This is a genomic window from Paenibacillus ihumii (assembly GCF_001403875.1).
Taxonomy (GTDB): domain Bacteria; phylum Bacillota; class Bacilli; order Paenibacillales; family Paenibacillaceae; genus Fontibacillus; species Fontibacillus ihumii.
The window spans coordinates 3,864,141-3,885,265 of the sequence record NZ_LN884299.1 but is presented as its reverse complement, the minus strand read 5'-3'; the positions used below and the strand labels follow the sequence as shown (position 1 = coordinate 3,885,265).

General features: G+C 44.3%; 15 protein-coding genes. 10 read left to right on the top strand and 5 right to left on the bottom strand.

Annotated features, from left to right (window positions below):
- Nucleotides 1–147 precede the first annotated feature (147 nt).
- The 7 genes from BN2762_RS24625 (at nt 148) to BN2762_RS24600 (ending at nt 10,877) form a co-directional block, all read left to right on the top strand.
- A complete protein-coding gene (locus BN2762_RS24625) occupies nt 148–3,435 on the top strand; it encodes an S-layer homology domain-containing protein (RefSeq protein WP_055110399.1) in 3,288 nt (1,095 codons plus the stop codon).
- 567 nt (nt 3,436–4,002) lie between these two features.
- Nucleotides 4,003–5,295 (top strand): group II intron reverse transcriptase/maturase, encoded by a 1,293-nt coding sequence (ltrA, locus tag BN2762_RS24620; RefSeq protein WP_055107312.1) that lies wholly within the window; start codon nt 4,003–4,005, stop codon nt 5,293–5,295.
- A gap of 250 nt (nt 5,296–5,545) precedes the next feature.
- Complete coding sequence (locus BN2762_RS27115; protein ID WP_154674788.1) at nt 5,546–5,683, top strand: hypothetical protein; 138 nt, start codon at nt 5,546–5,548, stop codon at nt 5,681–5,683.
- Between the two features lie 222 nt (nt 5,684–5,905).
- A complete protein-coding gene (locus BN2762_RS24615; RefSeq protein WP_055109509.1) occupies nt 5,906–7,306 on the top strand; it encodes a VWA domain-containing protein in 1,401 nt (466 codons plus the stop codon).
- Between the two features lie 238 nt (nt 7,307–7,544).
- On the top strand, nt 7,545–8,006 hold the full coding sequence (locus BN2762_RS24610) for a nuclear transport factor 2 family protein (RefSeq protein ID WP_055109508.1): 462 nt from the start codon (nt 7,545–7,547) through the stop codon (nt 8,004–8,006).
- Nucleotides 8,003–8,578 carry a TetR/AcrR family transcriptional regulator gene (locus BN2762_RS24605; RefSeq protein WP_055109506.1) on the top strand — a complete coding sequence of 192 codons (576 nt, stop codon included), beginning with the start codon at nt 8,003–8,005 and terminating at the stop codon, nt 8,576–8,578. The genes BN2762_RS24610 and BN2762_RS24605 overlap by 4 nt, the downstream gene beginning before the upstream one ends.
- A 280-nt stretch (nt 8,579–8,858) precedes the next feature.
- Nucleotides 8,859–10,877, top strand: a complete 2,019-nt coding sequence (locus BN2762_RS24600; protein WP_055109504.1) for a 5'-nucleotidase C-terminal domain-containing protein — start codon at nt 8,859–8,861, stop codon at nt 10,875–10,877.
- A gap of 119 nt (nt 10,878–10,996) precedes the next feature.
- Here BN2762_RS24600 and BN2762_RS26650 read toward each other — a convergent pair whose 3' ends face one another.
- Nucleotides 10,997–11,749: a hypothetical protein gene (locus BN2762_RS26650; protein ID WP_055109502.1), complete on the bottom strand. Its 753-nt coding sequence runs from the start codon at nt 11,747–11,749 to the stop codon at nt 10,997–10,999.
- 292 nt (nt 11,750–12,041) lie between these two features.
- Between BN2762_RS26650 and BN2762_RS24590 the strand changes: the two genes are divergently transcribed.
- Nucleotides 12,042–13,328 (top strand): glycoside hydrolase family 18 protein, encoded by a 1,287-nt coding sequence (locus BN2762_RS24590; RefSeq protein WP_055109500.1) that lies wholly within the window; start codon nt 12,042–12,044, stop codon nt 13,326–13,328.
- An 85-nt stretch (nt 13,329–13,413) separates the two neighbouring features.
- Here the strand turns inward: BN2762_RS24590 and BN2762_RS24585 are convergent, their stop codons facing one another.
- From BN2762_RS24585 to BN2762_RS24570, 4 genes are all read right to left on the bottom strand, one after another.
- The gene (locus BN2762_RS24585) at nt 13,414–15,327 is read right to left on the bottom strand and encodes a DUF4838 domain-containing protein (RefSeq protein ID WP_055109497.1); all 1,914 of its coding nucleotides are present in this window, start codon (nt 15,325–15,327) and stop codon (nt 13,414–13,416) included.
- 24 nt (nt 15,328–15,351) lie between these two features.
- Complete coding sequence (locus BN2762_RS24580) at nt 15,352–16,215, bottom strand: carbohydrate ABC transporter permease (protein ID WP_222861115.1); 864 nt, start codon at nt 16,213–16,215, stop codon at nt 15,352–15,354.
- Nucleotides 16,216–16,267: 52 nt separating this feature from the next.
- On the bottom strand, nt 16,268–17,137 hold the full coding sequence (locus tag BN2762_RS24575; protein ID WP_055110395.1) for a carbohydrate ABC transporter permease: 870 nt from the start codon (nt 17,135–17,137) through the stop codon (nt 16,268–16,270).
- 86 nt (nt 17,138–17,223) lie between these two features.
- Entirely contained in the window at nt 17,224–18,540 is a 1,317-nt protein-coding gene (locus tag BN2762_RS24570; protein WP_055109495.1) for an ABC transporter substrate-binding protein, read from the bottom strand.
- 411 nt (nt 18,541–18,951) lie between these two features.
- Here BN2762_RS24570 and BN2762_RS24565 point away from each other — a divergent pair, with 411 nt between their 5' ends.
- Together BN2762_RS24565 and BN2762_RS24560 are read left to right on the top strand one after the other, a co-directional pair.
- The gene (locus tag BN2762_RS24565) at nt 18,952–20,028 is read left to right on the top strand and encodes a LacI family DNA-binding transcriptional regulator (RefSeq protein ID WP_055109492.1); all 1,077 of its coding nucleotides are present in this window, start codon (nt 18,952–18,954) and stop codon (nt 20,026–20,028) included.
- Nucleotides 20,029–20,191: 163 nt separating this feature from the next.
- Nucleotides 20,192–20,989, top strand: coding sequence for a sensor domain-containing protein (locus BN2762_RS24560; RefSeq protein ID WP_055110392.1), 798 nt, complete (start codon nt 20,192–20,194; stop codon nt 20,987–20,989).
- Nucleotides 20,990–21,125: the final 136 nt, after the last annotated feature.

Below are 21,125 nucleotides of genomic sequence, written 5' to 3'. Positions count from 1 at the left end.
GGGAACAACAGCAGAGCGTGAACAAGGCCATGCTTGCGATGGAAAAGATTGATCTGGGAGCCTTGGAGAAGGCGAGAATTGGACTTTCAGACGGACAATGATGCTGAACTGGCGGGCTCCGCACGTTGGAAAGGAAGTGAAAGGAAAATGAGACCGTTTAAATCAGCCGTTCTGTTGGCGGCGTTCGTTCTTTGTTTCGGATGGATCTGGACACAACTCGTCGGGACTGACGGGAATGGGGTTCAGGCCGCCGATGGCGGTGCATTCGCGCCGTCAAGCAGTGATTTTGCCGGCGGCTCGGGCACGGAAGAAGACCCGTATATGATCGAAAGCGCTGAACAGCTGGACAAGGTGAGAGATTATCTGGATGCCCATTTCCGATTGGGAGCCAATATTGATCTTTCAACTTACAGTGCTGGAGAAGGATGGTTGCCAATAGCAACGGTATACTCTTCTCCATTTACCGGAACATTTGATGGCAATGGCTATCAAATTACAGGATTAAAGATCAACCGTTCAGACAAAGATTATCAATCATTGTTTGGAGTGACGTCAGAAACAGCTGTCATCCGGAATGTCCATCTCGCAGTTGTGGAGATCAAAGGGAGAGGCTACGTCGGCGGGTTAGTAGGGTATAGCAACGGGATGATTGAAAACAGTACGATAACGGGAACCCTTATTCAAGGAGAGTTCTGTGTCGGCGGGTTAGCAGGTCTGATTAGAAAAGACGTGATCGGGTCATCGGCCCATATCGATGTTGTCGGAAACCGTCAAGTCGGAGGATTGGTAGGTCAATTAGACGGTTCAAGAATAAAGATTACGATTCGCGATTCATTTGCAACAGGTAACGTTACGGGAAGTATAGTTAATGTAGGTGGTTTAGTTGGCATGATTGAATCGGGAAATTTGGGCAGTGTCAATGAACTCACGAATTCATATGCGACTGGAGAGGTCAATGGAGCCGAATTTGTAGGTGGATTAGTCGGTAGAGTTATAGATCTTCCTTTTGGTGTGATCAGGATTAAGAACTCGTATACGACAGGGAATGTTAACGGTAATCGATTCGTGGGTGGATTGATCGGATATAATACTACACGGGGTTACGGTTCAGTGATAGAAGTTGAGCATTGTTACGCGACAGGCAAGGTAACAGGTCATTCTGAGACTGGCGGGCTGGTCGGGGCGAATAATGAATATGAAGAAAGAGGAAATATCATTGAGGTCGCCGGCAGCTACTGGTTGACCGATAGCTATACGGATGGTGAACTCCCTGACAATGGAATCGGAATACCTGTGGAAGAGGCGGATCTCCGCGATCCGGAAACATTTAAGGATTGGGATCTCACAGAGGGCTGGTACCAGTACGACGGACATCGGCCATTTCTCCAATGGCAAAACCCGCTCATCTCCTGGGCTGCGTCCATTGCAAACGATCAGTTGAACCTTGACGACAAGACCCACATTACCGTGAATACGGAACATCAAAACGGGGATCGCTACAATGCGACAACAACCGCCAGGTATAGCGTTGATCCGGATGACCCCGAAATTGTGCGTGTTGATCCTAACGGGGAGGTCAGCACCGTCAAAGGCGGCAAAGCGACGATCACCGTCTCCTTATTCGACAAGTCCGAGACTCTCGACATCGTCGTGGACAGCGGAAATCCGGAACCGCCGACGATCACCCTTCATCCCGACGGCTGGACCAATGCTGCCAAAGTGGAAGTGGCGATCGACCACAGCGCCGCTAACCCAAGGCAGACAGATGTTCACACGATTCGTGTGAAAGTCGGCGACAAGGAGTGGGAGGATCGTGCATTTAACGGTACACCTATCCGCTTAGAGGTGACGGAAGAAGGGCAAACGAAGATCCAGGCGCAAGCGATGGATGACATCGGCAATAAGAGTACGATCGTTGAGCGGACCGTGAAGATCAGCAGAAGCGGCCTGAAGCTGGATGTGGATTTGTATTTTACCGATAATGACAGTAAAGCATATCCCAGCGGAACGTGGACGAACCAAAGTGTGACCGCAGCGGTTTATGCTTCTCATGACCACGGGATCGCGCTGCGGCCCATTGCATATTCGTTGGATGAAGGAGCGGCTTGGGAGATTTATCATGATCCGCTCGACTTCACAACAGAGGGGCAGTACTCGCTTTGGTTCAGAGTGGAAGATGTATTAGGCAATGAAATGAGCGAGCATGTACTCATCCGTATCGATCACACGAATCCGGAGATCGAATTGAAACCCGACGGCGATGAAACCCTTTCGCGGACCATATCCAGTCAAGTCAACGTGAAGGACGACGGCAGCGGGATCGATGCCGCTTCCCTCCGTTATGTTTGGTCAACGAGTTCAGACCCGTTGGATGAACATGCATATTGGCAACCTTTCATTAACCAAAGCACGTTGAGTCATGCAGACAAAAACGGCGGCGACTGGTATTTGCACATTTACGCCAAAGATCAGGTTGGTCAAGAGAGTTACCGAATATCCCGGCGCTTTCGTTTAGAGCGGGAGCCGGTTTCTTCAGAACCGCCGAGTCCGCCTGTCTATATCCGCTCCGGCAATGCAACACTGAGGGAGCTCATCTTGTCAGAAGGCGCGTTGATACCGGAATTTTCGGGGGACATTACGACGTACAAGGCTTTGATCCCGCATGATGCTGACAGCATCCAGCTCACGATCCGTGCTGCACATCATCAGGCTGGAATCAGCGTGAATGGTCGGCAAGTCCGGAGTGATCAGGGAAGCATTCGCATCCCCTTGCACACGGATACGGATATCATTGACATCGTGGTCACTGCAGAAGACGGAACGCGCAGAACGTATTCCATCACCGTGGAACGTATGCAAGAGGAGATGCCGGACCCGCCTTCCCCGGAGCCGTTATTTGCGGATATTGCGGGTCATTGGGCGGAGCCGTTCATTCAGGAAGCCTATGCAAAAGGCATCATTGCCGGATACCCTGACGGTACGTTTAGACCGGATCATGCCGTCACCCGCGCTGAATTTACGTTGATGCTCGTTCGTGCCTTGCGGCTGGAAGGAGAAGCGGGAGGCGATGCGCCTGCTTTTGCGGACGGGGAGCAAATTGGCGAATGGGCAAAGCAAGCGATTGATTTGGCGGCAAGGGCAGGCATTGTTTCAGGATATGAAGATGGAACATTTCGACCTGGTCGCCCGGTCACTCGTGTGGAAATGGCGGTGATGATCGCAAGAGCAACAGGAGCGGAGTTGACCGACCATACGCACACCCGATTTGCAGACGATGCCCGTATTCCGGCATGGGCGAAAAGTTACGTGGAAGAGGTTCGTATCATGGGCATCATTCACGGTCGCGATCGCAATCTCTTCGCGCCGAATGAGACGCTGACCCGCGCGGAAGCGGTCACCAGTATCCTGAGATTGTTGGAGCTGTTGTCACAATAAGGTTTGGTGCAGAAGCGCTTTTGCTTCTGCACCTTTTTTTTGCGGCGTGCCCAGCTAAGCACGCATCTTCTAGCCGGTGAAAGTCCGGTCGCGGGAAGGGCCAAGCCCCCGCGTAGCTAGGATACCTACGTATGGCGAAATCTGTACGTAGAAGCGTATCGACGAAAGTACCTGTCAGAGGCAGGGCGAGCAACATACCAGGCCGTAACATGAAAGTGAATCCTGCCGCGTCGTCAAAAAGGCCTCGCAAGAGGGAAAAGAGGAAGCCGAGTCCCGCGTACATGGACGAAGGCCATGGAAGCTGCCTAGAACTTGGAGCGGCAGTGAAGAATCCTCCGGCGTAGAGGGAACGGCATGGTATGAAAGAGGATGCAGTGAACTGGGGAGGCCCTCCCCTGCACGGTTGCAGAAACCGTAAAGAGGCCTTCTATAAGCCCCAGAGGTGAAGTGAACGGTCTGCAGGAAGGGAGTCCGAGGGGCTCATAGTACCGTGGAACGCAGGACAACACAACCTGCGGGAGGGAAGGAGCCCTGCTTTGTTCAAGTTTCTTGAGGAGGTACGAGTCAGTGAATGCCAAACGGCTAACAACACCAGAGGAAAACGTTCAACAACTCCAAGGGAAACTCGGTCATGCGGCCAAGGAGAACAAGAAGCGAAGATTTCACGCGCTGTACGACAAGGTCTATCGGGTAGACATCTTATGGGAAGCGTGGCGAAGGGTACGAGCCAACGAGGGCTCGGCAGGAGTGGATGGAGAGACGTTGGCAGACATCGAGAAACAGGGAGAAATGCGTTTTGTGCTTGAATGTCAACGGCTACTGAAAGAAGGGAAGTACCATCCACAACCCGTTAGACGCCACTACATCCCGAAGAAAGATGGCAAACTGCGACCGCTGGGGATCCCGACGGTGAGAGACCGCGTCATCCAGATGGCGACCAAACTCGTCATGGAACCCATTTTCGAGGCGGATTTTCAGGACACGTCTTTCGGTTTTCGGCCTAAGCGGAGCGCGAAACAGGCGTTGGAGCGAATCCGGAAAGCATGCAACCGCAAAGGAAATTGGGTGGTCGACGTCGACATCCAAGGCTACTTCGACAACATCAATCAGGAGAAACTGATGAAGCTGATCGAAATGCGGATCAGTGACAGGCGAATCTTGAAGTTGGTGAGGAAGTGGTTAGGTGCGGGAGTGATGGAAGAAGGAAACATCCGACGCTCAGACTTGGGTACACCGCAAGGGGGAGTGATCTCACCACTGCTGGCGAACATCTACCTGAATTACTTTGATCTTCTGTGGGAACGACATGGCGGTAAGCTTGGGGAACTGACGCGTTATGCAGATGATCTGGTGATCATCTGCAAGACGAAGAAGGACGCACAGCGGGCCTATGAACTCATACGAGCGATTATGGAACGCCTGGAATTAACCCTGCACCCCACGAAAACGCGCATCGTTGGACTTTGGACTGGGGAAGAAGGCTTCGATTTTCTGGGCATGCATCATCGAAAGACGAAGGCCGAAACATCCAAAGGCCAAGTGTACTACACAACCCAGCAGTGGTTGTGCCGGAAGGCGGAAGAGCGAATACGGGAAGGGGTAAAAGAGCGATTAGCTCCGCCAGGTATGCGACGCCTGAGTTTCGAAGAGCACGTGGAGTACCTGAATCCAAAGATTCAAGGCTGGCGCAATTACTACTACACAGCTTACAGCCAGAGGAAGATGGCGAAGTTGGATTGGTATATCCGGCAGCGGTTTGCGAAGTGGTATGCTAAGAAACACAAACGCAGACGATGGTTGAGTTCGCTGCGCGAAGTGAAGTCTTTGTCTATTCAATATGGACTTAAAACGCTCTTGTAATCTGCATGCTCATGATGACGAACATCGGAAAGCCGTATGAGGGAAAACCTCACGTACGGTTTGATGAGGAGGGGCTGGGCCCCGCCCAGCCTTTCACTCTAGCAGGCACCATGGAGGCAAATGGAATGATATTAGGGGAAATGTGAAGGGAATTGAAGTAATTTGTCGAACTATGAAATTGGTAAGCAATATTACAGACCCCTCGTATTTTGGAGTACGGCCGCCATGATTAGGTGATGAGAGGTGCAGAATGAGCAGATTAATAGATAAGGGTAGTAAAAATGATATGCGTCTCGTTGAGTATTACAACGATATGAACGACGAACAAAAAACAGAGTTTTATGAACAAGCCATGATTCCGCAATATCAAAGTCGCGGTGTTTACTAAGAACAAGAGTTAAGGGCCCCAATCAATGTAAATATGATAATTATCCAGGTGGTAATGGAAATATGCTGCTGGTGACCATAGTTTTTCAGGGTAATGAATAAGATAAGTACTGGAAAAAGGAGGAGGCCGATTGACAAACACTGTAGTGGTTGGGAATTGCTGCTGTAGTTGCTTGCCTAAAAACTAAATTTTGAATTTTTAAAAATTAAGGAGAATTCTTTGATGAAGCGTAATACATTGATAATCACCATTTTGCTCATTTTTGTTATTGCTTTATCCGGGTGTAATAAGGGTAGCTCCGATCATGTTGAACTGGATCATCTTCCAGATCGCAATGCTGAAGAGGTATTGAACATAGGGGAGGCGGATAATAAGAATAAGGAAGAAGAAGCTAGCCATCTCAGTTTTCTTGAAGATATAGCAGAGCCGCCTAATAGTATTATTGAAGTTATTCAGCAAAAGGCGGGACCTTATTCTGGCATCGATGTAACTGACGATAGTGTTATTGACCAAGTACTTGAAGATGTTAGAAAATTGGAGCCGCTGCCTGAGGACGCTACGGAAGAACAACTAAATGCTTATTTTAAGTACTTATATTCATTAGTAGCAGAAGACTATCCAGATCCAAAGGATGTTATTAAAAAATGGGAGTTTGGTTCATTTGGTGATCCTGACTTACCTGATTCCCGGTTCCACTTTAAAGAGAATTATAATGTTGAAGTTCTACTGGATGGAAGCGGTAGTATGGGCGCGTATATAGGGAATAAAACGATGATGCAGATCGCTAAGGAAGCAATTAATAATTTCATGAAACAAGTTCCCAAAGAAGCGAATGTCTCGCTGCGTGTTTACGGTCACAAGGGTACTGGATCAAATAGTGATAAAAGTCTTTCTTGTAGTACAATTGAGCAGGTTTATGGATACAGTCCCTATGATGAGACGGCATTTCAAAAAGAACTAGATAAAATTCATCCGGCGGGTTGGACTCCCCTTGCGGATGCGCTTAAGCAAGCAGAGGAATCCTTGGCTAAGTATGACACAGAAAATAACACCAACTTAATTTATATAGTGAGTGATGGAGTAGAGACTTGTGATGGTGATCCGGTTGCTATTGCTAAATCACTCTCAAACTCTAATGCCAAACCGATTATTAACATCATTGGATTTAATGTAGATAATGAGGCACAGGCGCAGTTAAAGGCTATGGCAGATGTTTCTGGAGGAATATTCTCTACAGCTAATGATCAAAGAGAGTTAGAAGAAGAATTCAAGCGAGCTGAACAAGTATTGAAATCTTGGGATCGCTGGAAAAAGGATGCTTTAAGAAATGTAGATGCTATAAGACTTAATAATAACTTTGACATTTTGAGTATTAAAGTAGAGTGGGGAACCAAGGAAACGAAACAATCGAATAACATTGCGAGATTAGCAAATCTGTTTAGAAATGAAGGAATTATTACACGTGAGCAGATGAATTATTTACGCAGTCTACGCGACGAAATTCGCGTTATTATACGTGATGGTCAAGACGAAGTAGTAAAGGAATTGAAAGATATTAGTGCCGATAAGTTAGAGGAACTAAAAGAGTCAATTGATGAAAAGTATGATCGGGGTACAAATTAGTAATTAAGAAACTAAGAGGAACGATCTGCATTCACTAAAATGGAGGGAACAGAATAGAGATTCGATTTGCTCTATTCTGTTCCTTTTTCCTCTTCCAAATTAATAACCTTATCCACTGTACTTTAAAGCGATATTCGTACAACTGACTCGCTTTTGACTCAAGTGCAAGTATTAGGCTTGCAACTCTAGACCGATTGGTTTACTATAAACCAAAGAGTACAGAAATGAGGAGATAAAAATGAGTTTGCTCGTCCCTCCATTTACACGGGAAACGGCTCTTCAAAAAGTCCGTCAGGCCGAGGACGGCTGGAACAGCCGCGACCCTCAACAGGTATCCCTTGTCTATACAGAAGACAGCCAATGGCGAAACCGCGCGGAATTTCCAGTCGGTCGAGCGGAAATCCAGGCATTTCTTGCTAGGAAATGGGCTAAGGAGCTGGACTATCGGCTAATAAAGGAGCTTTGGTCGTTTACCGAAAACCGAATCGCAGTACGGTTTGCCTACGAATGGCACGATGATAGCGGGCATTGGTTTCGATCCTATGGAAACGAGAATTGGGAGTTTGCCGCCGATGGCTTGATGCAACGCCGGTTTGCGTCGATTAACGATATGCCGATTAGCGAAGCTGATCGGAAATTTCATTGGCCGCTCGGCCGGCGCCCCGATGACCATCCGGGTCTTAGTGAGTTGGGCCTGTGACACGTACCGTTTTTGAAAAAGCCGATGTTGTTCCGAGGGTTGCCGAGGTTTTTCGCGAGCTCGGCTATGAAGGCGCGTCTCTGAGCCAGATTACGGCGCGAACCAGCCTCTCCAAAGGCAGCCTTTACCATTTCTTTCCCGGAGGGAAAGAGGAAATGGCCGCTGAAATACTCGCCCATATTGATGCTTGGTTTGTAAGCCATATTTTTGAGCCCCTTGAAAAGAACGAACCCCTTGCCGCTATTCAAAGAATGTGGCGAGAGGTCGATGCCTATTTTCAATCGGGCCGGCGGGTTTGTCTTGTAGGCGCTTTTGCGCTGGATGAAACAAGGGATCGTTTCGCGGCAATGGTTCATCAATATTTTCGAAGATGGATGGATAGCTTATGTGGCGCGCTTGTTCGGGCAGGGGCAGACACGGAAGCCTCCAAAGCGGTATCGGAGGAAGTGGTTGCCGGTATTCAAGGGGGATTGATTCTCGCCAGAGCGCTCCAAGATGAAGCTATTTTCGAGCGTACGCTTGCAGGTCTTTCCGAACGAGTGACCCGGTTCCTTAAGACAGCAGCTCCTTAGTTAGCTATGTAAAAGGGGTATCCCCGTCATTTTATGACATGCAGGACACCCCTTTGTACCTCTATCAACAGAGTAGACATATAAACTGTTGCTTCACTCTACATCTAAGTAATTGCCCGGCCTTCCCTTTGGGGAGGCTTTTTTATGGTGTGATCCAAATCGACCTACTGACAAAAATAATTTACATAACATATACCTGTACTTAATTTTAAGAAAATGAAACAAGTGTATCATTGTTTGTTGTGATGGGCTTATAACAACAACGAAGGAGCGTATGATAGTGAAAAAAAACTTGCTTAAGCTCGGCTTAGCTGCAACAATGATATGTTCATTCATCACCCCGGCAACTGTACTTGCCGCTGAACCTTTTCAATTAACCATTCTGCACTTAAATGACCACCATTCTCACTTGGAAAGTCAAACCGTTGATCTTAGCTTAAATTATGATGACACCCTGGAAGGAGAAAAGGTACGCTTACAATTAGGCGGAATGTCTTACATATCCTCATTAATTAACGAAAATAAAAACGACCACACCTTATACTTGCAAAGCGGGGAATTGAACGGAACCCTTTATTACAGCCTCTATCAGGGCGAAGCGGACATCAAGGTGCTAAACGCCTTACAGCCAGATGTTTACATGGTGGGCAATCATGAGTTTGACGAAGGCGACCAACATCTTGCGGATTTATATGACATGGCAGCATTCCCGATATTATCCGGAAACATTAAACCAACTGAAAAATCCCCTCTCTATGGCAAACTGGACAAGCCGTACATGATTAAAGATGTCAAAGGGGAGAAGATCGCCATTATCGGTGTTGTAAAAATAGAAAAAACGAAGGAGTCCTCTCTTGTCAGCGAGGATGTAGACTTTATTAACGAAATCGAGTTTATAAAGTCTACGGTTGAAGAAGTACAGGAGCAAAATATTAATAAAATCATCGTACTGAGCCACCTGGGCTATGACTTCGACCAAGTTTTGGCGGCTGAAACTAAAGACATCGACTTAATTATTGGCGGGGACACACATAATTTGCTTGACTCCTCAGGTGAAATGAGAGCTCTGGGCTTGCCGGTGTCCGGTGAATATCCAACGGTTGTTAAAAATGCAGAAGGCAAAGACACTTACATTGTACAAGCATGGGAATACGCAAAGGTGATGGGTAAAATTGATTTAACCTTTGATGAGCAAGGCGACATCATCAGCGCAGCAGGAAACCCAATTGCTCCGGTCGGCGGCCCATACCAGGTTAACATCGACAATAAATGGGTGGATGCGGATGAGTCTGCATTAGACAAAATAAAACGGACGATAGCAGCCAGCCATGTTCTCGTAGAGGGCAGTACAGATCCTGTGGTAGAGGGTATTATTAATCCTTACCGGGAAGCAATAGAGGCCCAAATGAAGTCCGTAATCGGCTCTGTTCAAGACACTCTGTCTAACGATCGGGTCCCTAAACCTTTTATAGATGTGAAAGATGCCAATGGAAGCTTTGCAGCACAAGTGGTTGCCGATTCTTTCTTATACAGCATACCGCATGCTGACCTGGCCATTCAAAATGCCGGCGGTGTAAGGGAAAGCTTTTTGCAGGGTGAAATAACAATGGCAGATGCCTACACCATGCTGCCGTTTTCGAATACCGTTACCACCCTTAAAGTTACCGGCCAAGAAATAATCGATGTTTTAGATGAAGCTATTCGCTATTCCCAAGGCATTACCCAGTCAACAGGTGCGTTTCCTTATGCATCGCACTTGAGATATGACGTTTATTTAAATGCAAGCGATGACGTTAAGAGCGTATACAATGTTGAAGTAAAAGATAGAGAAACAGGCGTATGGTCTCCAATAGACATGGATAAGACATATGTAGTAGTGACAAACTCCTTCACAGCACTTGGCAAAGACGGCTATGTCACGTTTGAAAAAGCCATTGAAAGAGACCCTAGTGTGAAAGAAGAAACTCACCTTCAATATGCCGTACCGCTTGTTGAGTTATTTACAAAGCACCTTAACGGCGGGGAGCTTGTTAAACCGAATGCGGACAGCTACTCGATAAAGTCGGTAAAGGATTGGCCAACCGAGAAATCGCAAATCATCGAAACGCCTGCCATCGATACCTCAGACAAATCTGAACCTGTAAAGACTTATACGGTCGTAAAAGGAGATACCCTTTTCCGAATTGCGAAGAAAACATTACAAGACGGAACACGTTGGAAACAAATTTATGAGTTAAACAAGGATACGATTAAAAATCCTAACTTCATTTATCTCGGACAAAAAATTGTTCTGCCGTAAATAGAAAAAGCTGCTTCTCGGTAATTGGAGAAGCAGCTTTTTTTGTATTTTGACTAGAAAACCACGTGTATTAGTGTAATTTTAAAAAGCTACGGCAATATGCACTTTTTTGATTAAATTTAATAATGATCAAGAAATACAGGGGTCATGTACCAGTCTTTAGATCCATAATTATTGTCATATACACTTCTTACATCCCTGGTTACTCCATGTTCTAAGAGTAATTTTCTGAAGCGTTGACTTATAAACAGGGGGTGGTAGACGGAGCTTCCATTGCTAACCCATTCACTTAACAAATATAGGTCATTTGTATGGGTTTTGGTAATGGTTTTGTCAAACAGATAAGGGTAGTTGATTTTTCCTCTTACACCACATACATAACATCTTTCTTTTGGTTCTGATACAAAATAATAATATTTCATGCTTGAACTTAAAGGGGGAAGGGTGTTTTCTATAACAAGCTGATATGCCGGTAAGGAATTCTCTGGTTTACCTCTATGTATTACTTCTTTGAAATGATAACCAGTTATATTCCATTTTGACATAAGGTCAGCCATCTTTTCAGAAACTACCCAGAACATTCCATCTATATTAATCATGTAGCGATTTTTCAATTTAGAGGTATCTAAAATTAAGCTTGATTCCAATGTCTTTGTTTTTAAACCACAGGCCTCACAAAAAATATTGCTTTTAACGACGGAATATTTATTAACTAAATTAGCTTGGGCTGAGTTTCCAGACGAATATAAATTAAAAAACGGTGCTTTCTCGTATTCATCGTCATTGTAACTAAATAGAATTTCTTCACCTATTTCATCAACAGGGAACAGATGAAGTAAACGGAGTCTAATCTCTTCCATTTTCTCAATCATGTTTTCTTCCGGGCCGAAAGTGATTGGAATAAGGTATCTTATTTCTGATGAGCGAGCTCCACCCTTTATACTTAACTATTTGAACTGTCTGTTTTTTGCAAACTTATAGAGGAATTCCCATACTTCGTCACCAGTGTCATCCCATAATTCTTTATAAGCGGCAATATGGGCATCAATGATTTGAGCCTAATGATATCACCTTACAAAAATAACTGAAATGAATTTTAACGTAAAGCATACAATTGGATCATATACGGTAAATTTGTATAAATAACGATCCCGGGAGGAAGGTATGAAGAAAAGATGGCTACAAACCCTGTTCATATTTATGTTAGCGGTTTCATTGCCTGTAGTAAGCGTAAATGGGGTACAAGCGAAAGAAGTCACTAAGCCTAAAGAGTATAGGAATGTTGGTTATGTATTTCAGAGAGGAAGTGATATTTCAAAGATTGACGTAACCCAAATTACCCACTTAAATTATTCTTTTGGACTTATTTATAATGAGGAATACAAAGATGTTAAAAATTCGGAGACAGGTGAATTGTTTGGACCCGAGCTTAATCCGGATGTAGCAACACCACAGTATTTTAGACCTGAACAACTACACACCATTTATTTACCGCCAAAAGTTGCATCAGATTTATCCAGATTGGATGAATTAAAGGCAAAAAATCCAGACTTAAAGGTGCTTTTATCTATAGGTGGTTATGATGCTAGAGGTTTTTCAGATGCAGCGGCGACGGAAGAAGCGAGGAAGACCTTTGCTAAATCAACTAAAGAGGTGATTGCCCAGTATGATTTAGATGGAATCGACTTGGACTGGGAGTACCCTGTAAATGGGGGATGGGGTTCCATTAAGGCAAGAAAAGAAGATAAGCATAATTTTACGTTATTATTACAGGAAGTAAGAAAGGCTATTGGTCATGATAAGCTTCTGACGATTGCCGGATCGGCAAATACATTGTTTACAGGCACAGAAGCTGGCGGAGAAGATGGGACATGGACAGAGTTCGATAAAATTATACCTATTCTAGACTTTATCAATATTATGACTTATGACTTCCAGTACGATTCGAATTATTTTGGATCAGCTCTTTACCCATCCAAGAAATGGCCAGCAAAAAATGCGAATGAAGGTTACTGGGTAGATAAGGCTGTACAGAATTATCTCAAAAATGGATGCCCTCCAGAGAAAATTAATTTGGGATTAGCATTTGCAGCACCAATCCCACAGATTGTTAGATCGGATGAGCATTATCCTATTATTAAAGAAAGATTACAACAAGCTGGTTTTTATGATTCGCAGGATCCTGGATTAAAACGTGTAAAAGATTTATTAGAGAATAAAAATGGCTTTACTAAAGAGTGGGATGAAGACGCAAAAGTCATGTATATAGCAACTGTATTTGATAACAAAAAGCAATTTGTGATGAGCTATATTGAGCCAAAAGGATTAACCGAGAAATTGAATTACGTCAAAGATCTAGGCTTAGGCGGCACCATGTTTTGGGAGTTTGGAAGTGACTATGACAACTCTATGGTTACACAAATTGCGGAGGAGTTATCGATTAATAAATAATAAGTGGCATTGCTTTAATTCTTCATATATAAAAGGCCACAAAGGACATCATGTCCTTTGTGGCCTAAACTTGATAGCTCTAAGATTACTCGTAATTCACGAAATGTTTATTGCCATCGACTTGCATCGATTTAAACCTTTTGGCAAACCATTCAATGTCAAACACATGGTATAGGACATCCTCATATTCAAAGAACGTTTGGATGAAATCTGGCCAAAGCTCCTGTTTAACACGTTCCTGCTGTCCAAGGGCTATACTCTGGAACATGACGGCGCATTTCTTCATTAAGAGACTATAGATATACAAGTGACGCCAATTGGTTCGAACGGCTGGGTCATGGTGATTCAAATTGTTTGTAATTACAGGAATGAAGGTGTCAATATAGGCAGGAATCTCCTCAAAACGCTGTGCTGCCGCCTCATCCACTCTAGGCACCTCCATCTGGACATAGACCGGATCGAATTGACTTGATAAGCTGGCAATAAATGCTTCTACAGCCACACCATACCCTGGATATGCTTCTTCAAAGTAGCGATTTGAAATTTCCTCGAATTCAAGCCTGTCGTTCCATAATGTTCGAGCATAGACGGTCATTCCCAGCCCTGTAGGGAAAAACACCCTCTGGGCCTGGCAAGAATTAACACCTGTCAGCCCGAGCTTTCCGAACTCGCGAATATCCTGATGCAAAATTTTAGCCAAATGATAGCCAGCAAGATCCTTCTCCCATCCGGTTGTCATGAAGTGATACGTATAGACGAAGGAATCTCCGGAGAAAATATTTTTCCAAGCCTGATAGTAAGCCACATTCTGTTCAACTCCATGTGCCTCGATGATGTTATTGAGACGGAACTCGGATAGCGGAGGCAGCTCTTTAGTTACTTTAAACGGCTTTGTATAATCTAGCGAAACCGGAGCAAAGAGCAGAATGAAACGTTCGGGATTGCTGATTCTTTTGTGAACCGGAGGCCAGAGTAACTCGTAAAACATGAGAAACACGATTTTAACCGGATTGTTGCGCTTGGTCAAAATTTCGTCTAATTCATTCAACATCATTACATACCAATCGGAAGGCTGGTATTTCGCGCAATTATCGCATTCACAGTAATTGTTCAGATCGTCCCCCAGCCAGAAGTGCAGTAAATCAATCTCTGGGTTGTCGGCCGAATAATCCGCAACAAACTGTACAATTTGCGACCGTGCTTCTGGGTTGGAGTAGCAAGCGTTCGTATTGACAGGAATGTTCCGCCACACCTGTCTTTTCCCTTGAACCATGGCCAAATATTGCATCGTTTCATCCGGAAGATGGAGCTCTACACTGTCCCAGCCAAGTCCGTTAATCGCGAACGGCTCGCATGTCCATCCATGCCCCATCGCCTGATAGATTAAGTCCCGCTTCTTAATCTCAACCGTCAACTCTTTCATATATTGTGTAGCAGTCGGCAGATCGATCGGTTCCGCTTCTTTAAATGGATTCATCTTATGGGAGTACCATCGTTCGAAAAAAGTAAAGCCATCCTTCAACTGCGTATGATAGCTGTTCAAACCAACCTTGGGAAGCCAATCGATGAGGTCGAGCAAATTACCAATGCTGCTTGCTCCTTCTAAGCTGATTGATCGATACCTGTAACTTGGTCGCTCTTTCATTGAACAATCCATCGGGGCAGCAGAAATCGGAATTTTCTCTCCGCCAGGCGTAGGGTGAAGGAAGCAGCAGCCGCATTCGGTTAAGTAACGATAAACCGAGAACAATACGCTGCGTGGATGGGGGCCGCTGATCTTTCCCTTGGATTCCTGAATATCGATATAAACCTCGTCATCCAGCGGATGATTAATGCTTGATTCCAAGCCAAGAGCATCATATTCGCCAATAAGAATGCCATCGCCTCTTGATGATAATGTTGCCGCATTCCCCATGGCATTCAAGTATCGTACTAATTCTTCCGCTGCAAAACGAATGGTCTCATGATTTGTCATTGGCGTTACAGTTACTTTTCTCATACCTCTCCTCCTGAAAATAAGCCGTTAACCTTTAATAGCCCCTGCCGTTAAACCTTTAATAATATGTTTTTGCATAAAAATATAAACGATTAATACGGGAATAACTACGAGTGTAATTGATGCGGCCATCAACCCATAATCTGTGCCGTACATAGAGCTGATCTCATTCAGCAATCGGTTTATCGTCCACGTTTGCTTCTGACGCAATATAAACAATTGGGTAAATAAATCATTGTATGACCATAGAAAAGAGAAAATCGCAACCGTAGCAAATGCAGATCTGCTTAATGGAAATATGATTTTGAAGCAAATCTGGAATACATTACAGCCATCGATGAATGCAGCTTCCTCTAAATCCCTTGGTATCCCCCACATATAAGCGATCAACACAACCATGGCGAATGCCAGACTGCCTGCCGTTACGGGCAAGATCAAACCGACTAAAGTGTTAATCAGATTTAATTTGAGCAATAAAGAAAAGACGGGAATAATCGTAGAGTACACGCTGATCATTAAACAGCCGTAGACGACCGATATTAAGATTGAATGGCCTCTAAAGATATAACGTGTCAATCCGAACGCTGCAAGTCCAGCCAGGAGGACGGTCAATGCAGCTACAGATGTAGAAACAACAAAACTGTTCGCATAGGCACGCCAAATATCGATCTTGATAAACGCATTGAAATAATTCTCCAATGTAGGGTTTGTAGGGAAACGAAATGATTCGGTTAGAATATATTGACGTGTCCGGAACGAATTCATGACGACCCATGCGAACGGAAACACGTTTGTGATCGCCCACAAGACCAGGATGCCATGCGTTAACAGTTGTAAAACAGAAAATTTGGGCTTCCGTGTTTTTTGTATTGTTGATTCATGAATACCCACAATCTAACCCCTTTCCATTCAACCCATAGAAAGCCATTTTAAAGAGAAAAATTTAGTAGTCTTTCGGTTTAAATATTTTGTTAGTCAACTGGGATAATAAAATACCCAGTATAACGATAAATACTGCAATAGTCGCGCCATAATCGACATTTCGGTTTATGAACGTCATTTGATACATGTAGGTGCCTGTCAGATAAGTTGAACCTCCAGGCTGACCGTTCGGGAGCAATATCCAGGCCATATCAAACACTCTTAATGCACCTGTAATCATCAAGATGAAGGTAGTAGTCAACACATTATATAGAAGCGGAATAGTTAGGTACCGTGTTTTTTTGAGACCGACTGCACCGTCAATCTGGGCGGCTTCCATGACATCGGTAGGGATATTATTGATCCCCATCACATAAATGACGAAGTAGAAACCAACATTGCTCCAGATCGTCGGAATAGCGATGGCTGCAAATGCATTTCCTTCCCCTTTCCATATGATTGGATCGAAGCCTAATGAAGTCATAATCACATTCAGAGGACCGTCAGGATACAGATAGAGCAAATTAAATATTAATCCTAGGGCGGCAGCAGAGATGACCATTGGAAAAAAGAAAATAACGCGATACAACTGGGCGCCTCTGCGGATATAATCGACGAGCAGAGCGAGCAGGAGCGCAATTCCCCCCTGGAAAATGATAACGAGTGCCATGAGCAAAAACGTATTTTTAATGGAGGTTATCATGTTGGGATCCTTAAACAGCATCCTGTAATTCTCAAAATGGTTCCACTTGCCGATCGGTGCGCCTAATACATTAATTTCAAAAAAACTGTTATAAATGTTCATTAGGAACGGATAGCATACAAATACCAGTAAGAATAGAAATGCAGGCGCGATAAAAAATACAGCTAAGTATTTCTTACGATAAATCATCGTTCCCAAGGTTTAGACACCATCTTTCTTTGAGCATTCTCGGATTAAGAAGAGCCCAGCTCACGATTCGGCTTCGCTTTTTACTCCTAATAATCAAATGGCTTCTTCTCGGCTACTTGCTTAAGCAGTTCTTCCGGGGTGAGATCCCCTGTGACAATTTTGGTCAAGCCCTGGTATAGGATGTTCTTAGGATCTGACATCATATGATCGCATGCCGGATCTGCATGATTTGCGCTGTATTCAGCCCAGAACTTAAATCCTCGATCTACCAGCGGGCGATCCGACACTTCTGGTACTGGTACACTGCTGTCAGGCGAGACACCGCCTGTATCTTTACCTGTATAATTTGAGATTGCCTCAGAGGATGTATGAGCCTGCACCAATTTTACGACGTAATCTCGTTTTTCCGGGTCTTCCCAAGCTGCTTTGGAAATATAGAATCCTCCATTCCAGCCGCCAACGATTCCTGGAGTTCCTTTACCGTCCGGATGCATTGGGAAGGGCATAACCATAACTTGATCCTGTGTTACTAATTGACCGGTAGGATCTTCGACGGGGATAGATCCCGGATGCCAAGTTCCACTAACGAGCATAGCTGCTTTTCCTTCATTAAATAGTAATTTGACTGCTTCTTCGGTAGTCGAGTTCGTATCGTCAGGGAATGCGCCCATATCATACAGTTCCTTCAAAATCTCCAACGCTTTAACCCAGCTTTCTGGCACTTCTTCTTCTGAATTTGGGCGCTCCTGTAGTGCTTCTACCCCTCCTGCAGACAAGAACATATGCTCAATAAAGAAATGAGGGATATGACCTAACGCTAACGCAAAAGGAGTAACCCCATTTTCTTTGAACGTTTCAACTGCGGTAACTAACTTGTCCCAATCTGTAGGCAAATCTAGTCCGTACTCTTCAAAGAGTTCCGTGTTTACAAAGTTACCCATCCAGTAGCCGGTCATCGGCACACAATAAACCTGGCCGTCCTTCTTGCGTAGAACATTCATGGCGCTATCGCCAATATTTGCAGCATAATCCGGATACACTTCACGGATCGTCTCTACAGAAACAACTTGTCCCGTATCCACCAGGGCTTGACCATCCGCGTGGTGCACGAAATAAATAACATCGGGTTCATTGCCTGAGTTAAAGTCATTAATGACGGAAGCTCTCCATTGCTCGTCAATGGGAGCAGATTCATCTTCAATCGTTACGTTTGGATAGTCAGCCATAAATTGATTCATTATGTTTTGATAATTTTGTGATCCAGGATCTGTTCCACCATACATACTGGCCGTTCGAATGGTAATTTTTTTGGCATCGCTTTTGCTGCCGCTTTTATTCCCAGCAGATGAAGCACATCCAGCAAGCAAAAGTATAACTAGAAGCATACTCATTATTTTTTTCATAGCCATTTCCCCCCGTATTATGAATATTCGCTCATGGAAGCAAAGAACAAATTAATTGGTTTGAACACTAGAAATTAAGATCATAGCTCACCTCCAAAAAAACGTTGCCCAAAATATCACCCCAAATACACCCAAACAAACAATTTTTACTTAAAAATTAATTGAATCCAATGTTAATGGATGATGAAACCGCTGTCAACATGCCCAAAAGTTTGGGTATACAATAAAAATAATTGATGGTTTTCTATTATTGGTTTTTTTGCACTATTATAGCTGGATGTTACCCTTTATTTGCTTGGCATATTTTGTTGACACTTTGTAATAATAGGGCTAGTATGGCAATATATGAGGAAAAATAAAGAATAAAACTACTCGTTTTTAGGAAAATGTTTGGGTAACGGAGGGAGTTCAATGCCAACTTTGAAGGATATTGCCCAAATGGTTGGGGTATCAATATCGACAGTATCTCGGGTAATTAATGAAGATACTAGCAAACATATCAGTGCCGAGACGAAAGCGAAGGTTTGGGAGGCTGTCAAGCAGCTTAACTATAAAACGAGCGATACACAACGGCGGTTAATTAAGCAAAAAATGGTGGCGTCCTTACATTCAGATAAGCAGATTGGCTGCATTTTATCTTTTCCGAATAACAAGCACAATGATCCATTTTTTTCGCCTATGTTAGCCGGGATCAAGGACAAGCTGAAGGAGATGGGAGCCTCTTTGGCGTTTATAAAAACACAGGACGAAGTCATCGAGGAATGGCAGCAGAACCGATTGTTCGAGGATGGCGCGCCCGAAGGATTAATCATTATCGAGAATGTTAATCCTTCGTTAGTCGAAGCTTTGAAAGAAAGGGTTCCCTTCTGTGTAGGCATTGATCTAACAGATCCGACGCTCCCAGTAATCGTGTACGATCGGGTGATCGCTGCTAAAGCGGCTGTCAGCCACTTGATTGATCAAGGCTATCGGAAAATTGGCTATATCGGTGGAATTGATTTGGTTGACAGCGCAGATAAAGATATGCGTTTTCAAGGTTACAAGACAGCATTATTAGAGGCGGATTTACCAATCAATTCCCAGTGGATCATAAATGCGGAATGGGATGTAGATATCAGCTATGACAAGATGAGCGAGCTGCTTACTCAATATCGAAATGATCTGCCAACTGCCATGTTCTGCGCTAGCGATATGATGGCTATTGCTGCTATGCGTGCGGTATCTGAACAGGGATTGCGCATACCCGATGATATCGCCTTCATTGGATTAGATAACATTGAGGTATCCAAGTATACCTCACCTCCGCTTTCAACCATCCATATTCCGAAATATGAGATGGGCTTAGTCGCAGCCAAGACCGTCATTGATTTCATTGACGGATGCTATCCAATTCCTTTTAAGATGGTGCTGCCCTTCGAGTTAATTGTTCGTCAATCTTCTGGTGAACTCCATAGGGAGGGATCAGGCTTGCAGAAGAGCAATTCATAATAGATCCAAGGGTAGCAGGTTGCCCAGGGGGCGGAGGCTCGATCCTAGCCTAAAGGCGGGGTTCAGACACTCCCTAAGACGGTTATGACAGGCGAATAAGGCGGTTATAATAGGATTCATAATTTAGAACGTGAACTTATGAATCCAAAGGAAGTGTTTGATGATGAAGGCAACTGAAGCGAATGCCAAAACGCCGACAGGTAAAGTGAATTGGGTGCTTTTTAATCCAAAAACCTATGCAACAATCCTCTATTTTTTGCTATCTCTCCCATTAGGGATTATCTATTTTACAGTAGCGATAACGGGACTTGCACTATCTATCGGTTTAACTCCCATATTTATCGGAATACCGCTGTTTTTTGGAGTTGCTAAACTGTTGGATGGGATTGTGAATTTTGAACAAAGCATAATTAGACAAATTTTAGGTTTACCGGCTGCTCCTGCTTCGTATACCTATAATCAACAGTCCGCTGCTGGGCAGAACTGGTTTATGCGGATGGTGAGAGGTTTTAACGGTAGGCTATTTATTCGAAATCTGCTGCTCGTCATCATGAGATTTGTAACAGGCATTGTATTCTTTGTTATTATGGTAACTGTGATTTCACTAGCACTTGGACTGATTACCCTTCCCGTCGTGCATATTATTTTGATGAATGAAATTCAGCTGGATATTTTGGAACATAGCTTGTTCAGTTATTTTCATATCGATTGGACCTATAATCAGCAATATATGCTTTATGCAGGCGTGGGAGTTGTACTTTTTTGGATCGCGCTTCGCGTCGTCAATGGGCTGATGCAAGTTCAGCGCAGAATCATGTTTGTAGATGAGCTTGATCAGCAAGCACAGCAGACAATGCCATTGCAGGCTCAAGCACAAGCGTCAGTTCAGTCGCCATATTATGAACACCCGGCGGATCAATCCGCTCCAGAGTTCATACAGCCAGCCTATAGAGAGCTTTAATCACATTGCTCAAATAAACCCATCCATATGCATAAAAGCAGCTTACCGCGGCCCGATAAGCTGCTTTTTATTTTTTTATAAATTGTAATATCCCTGAGTACTTCTGGTTGATCATAAGGGATGAGGCATGTTATAA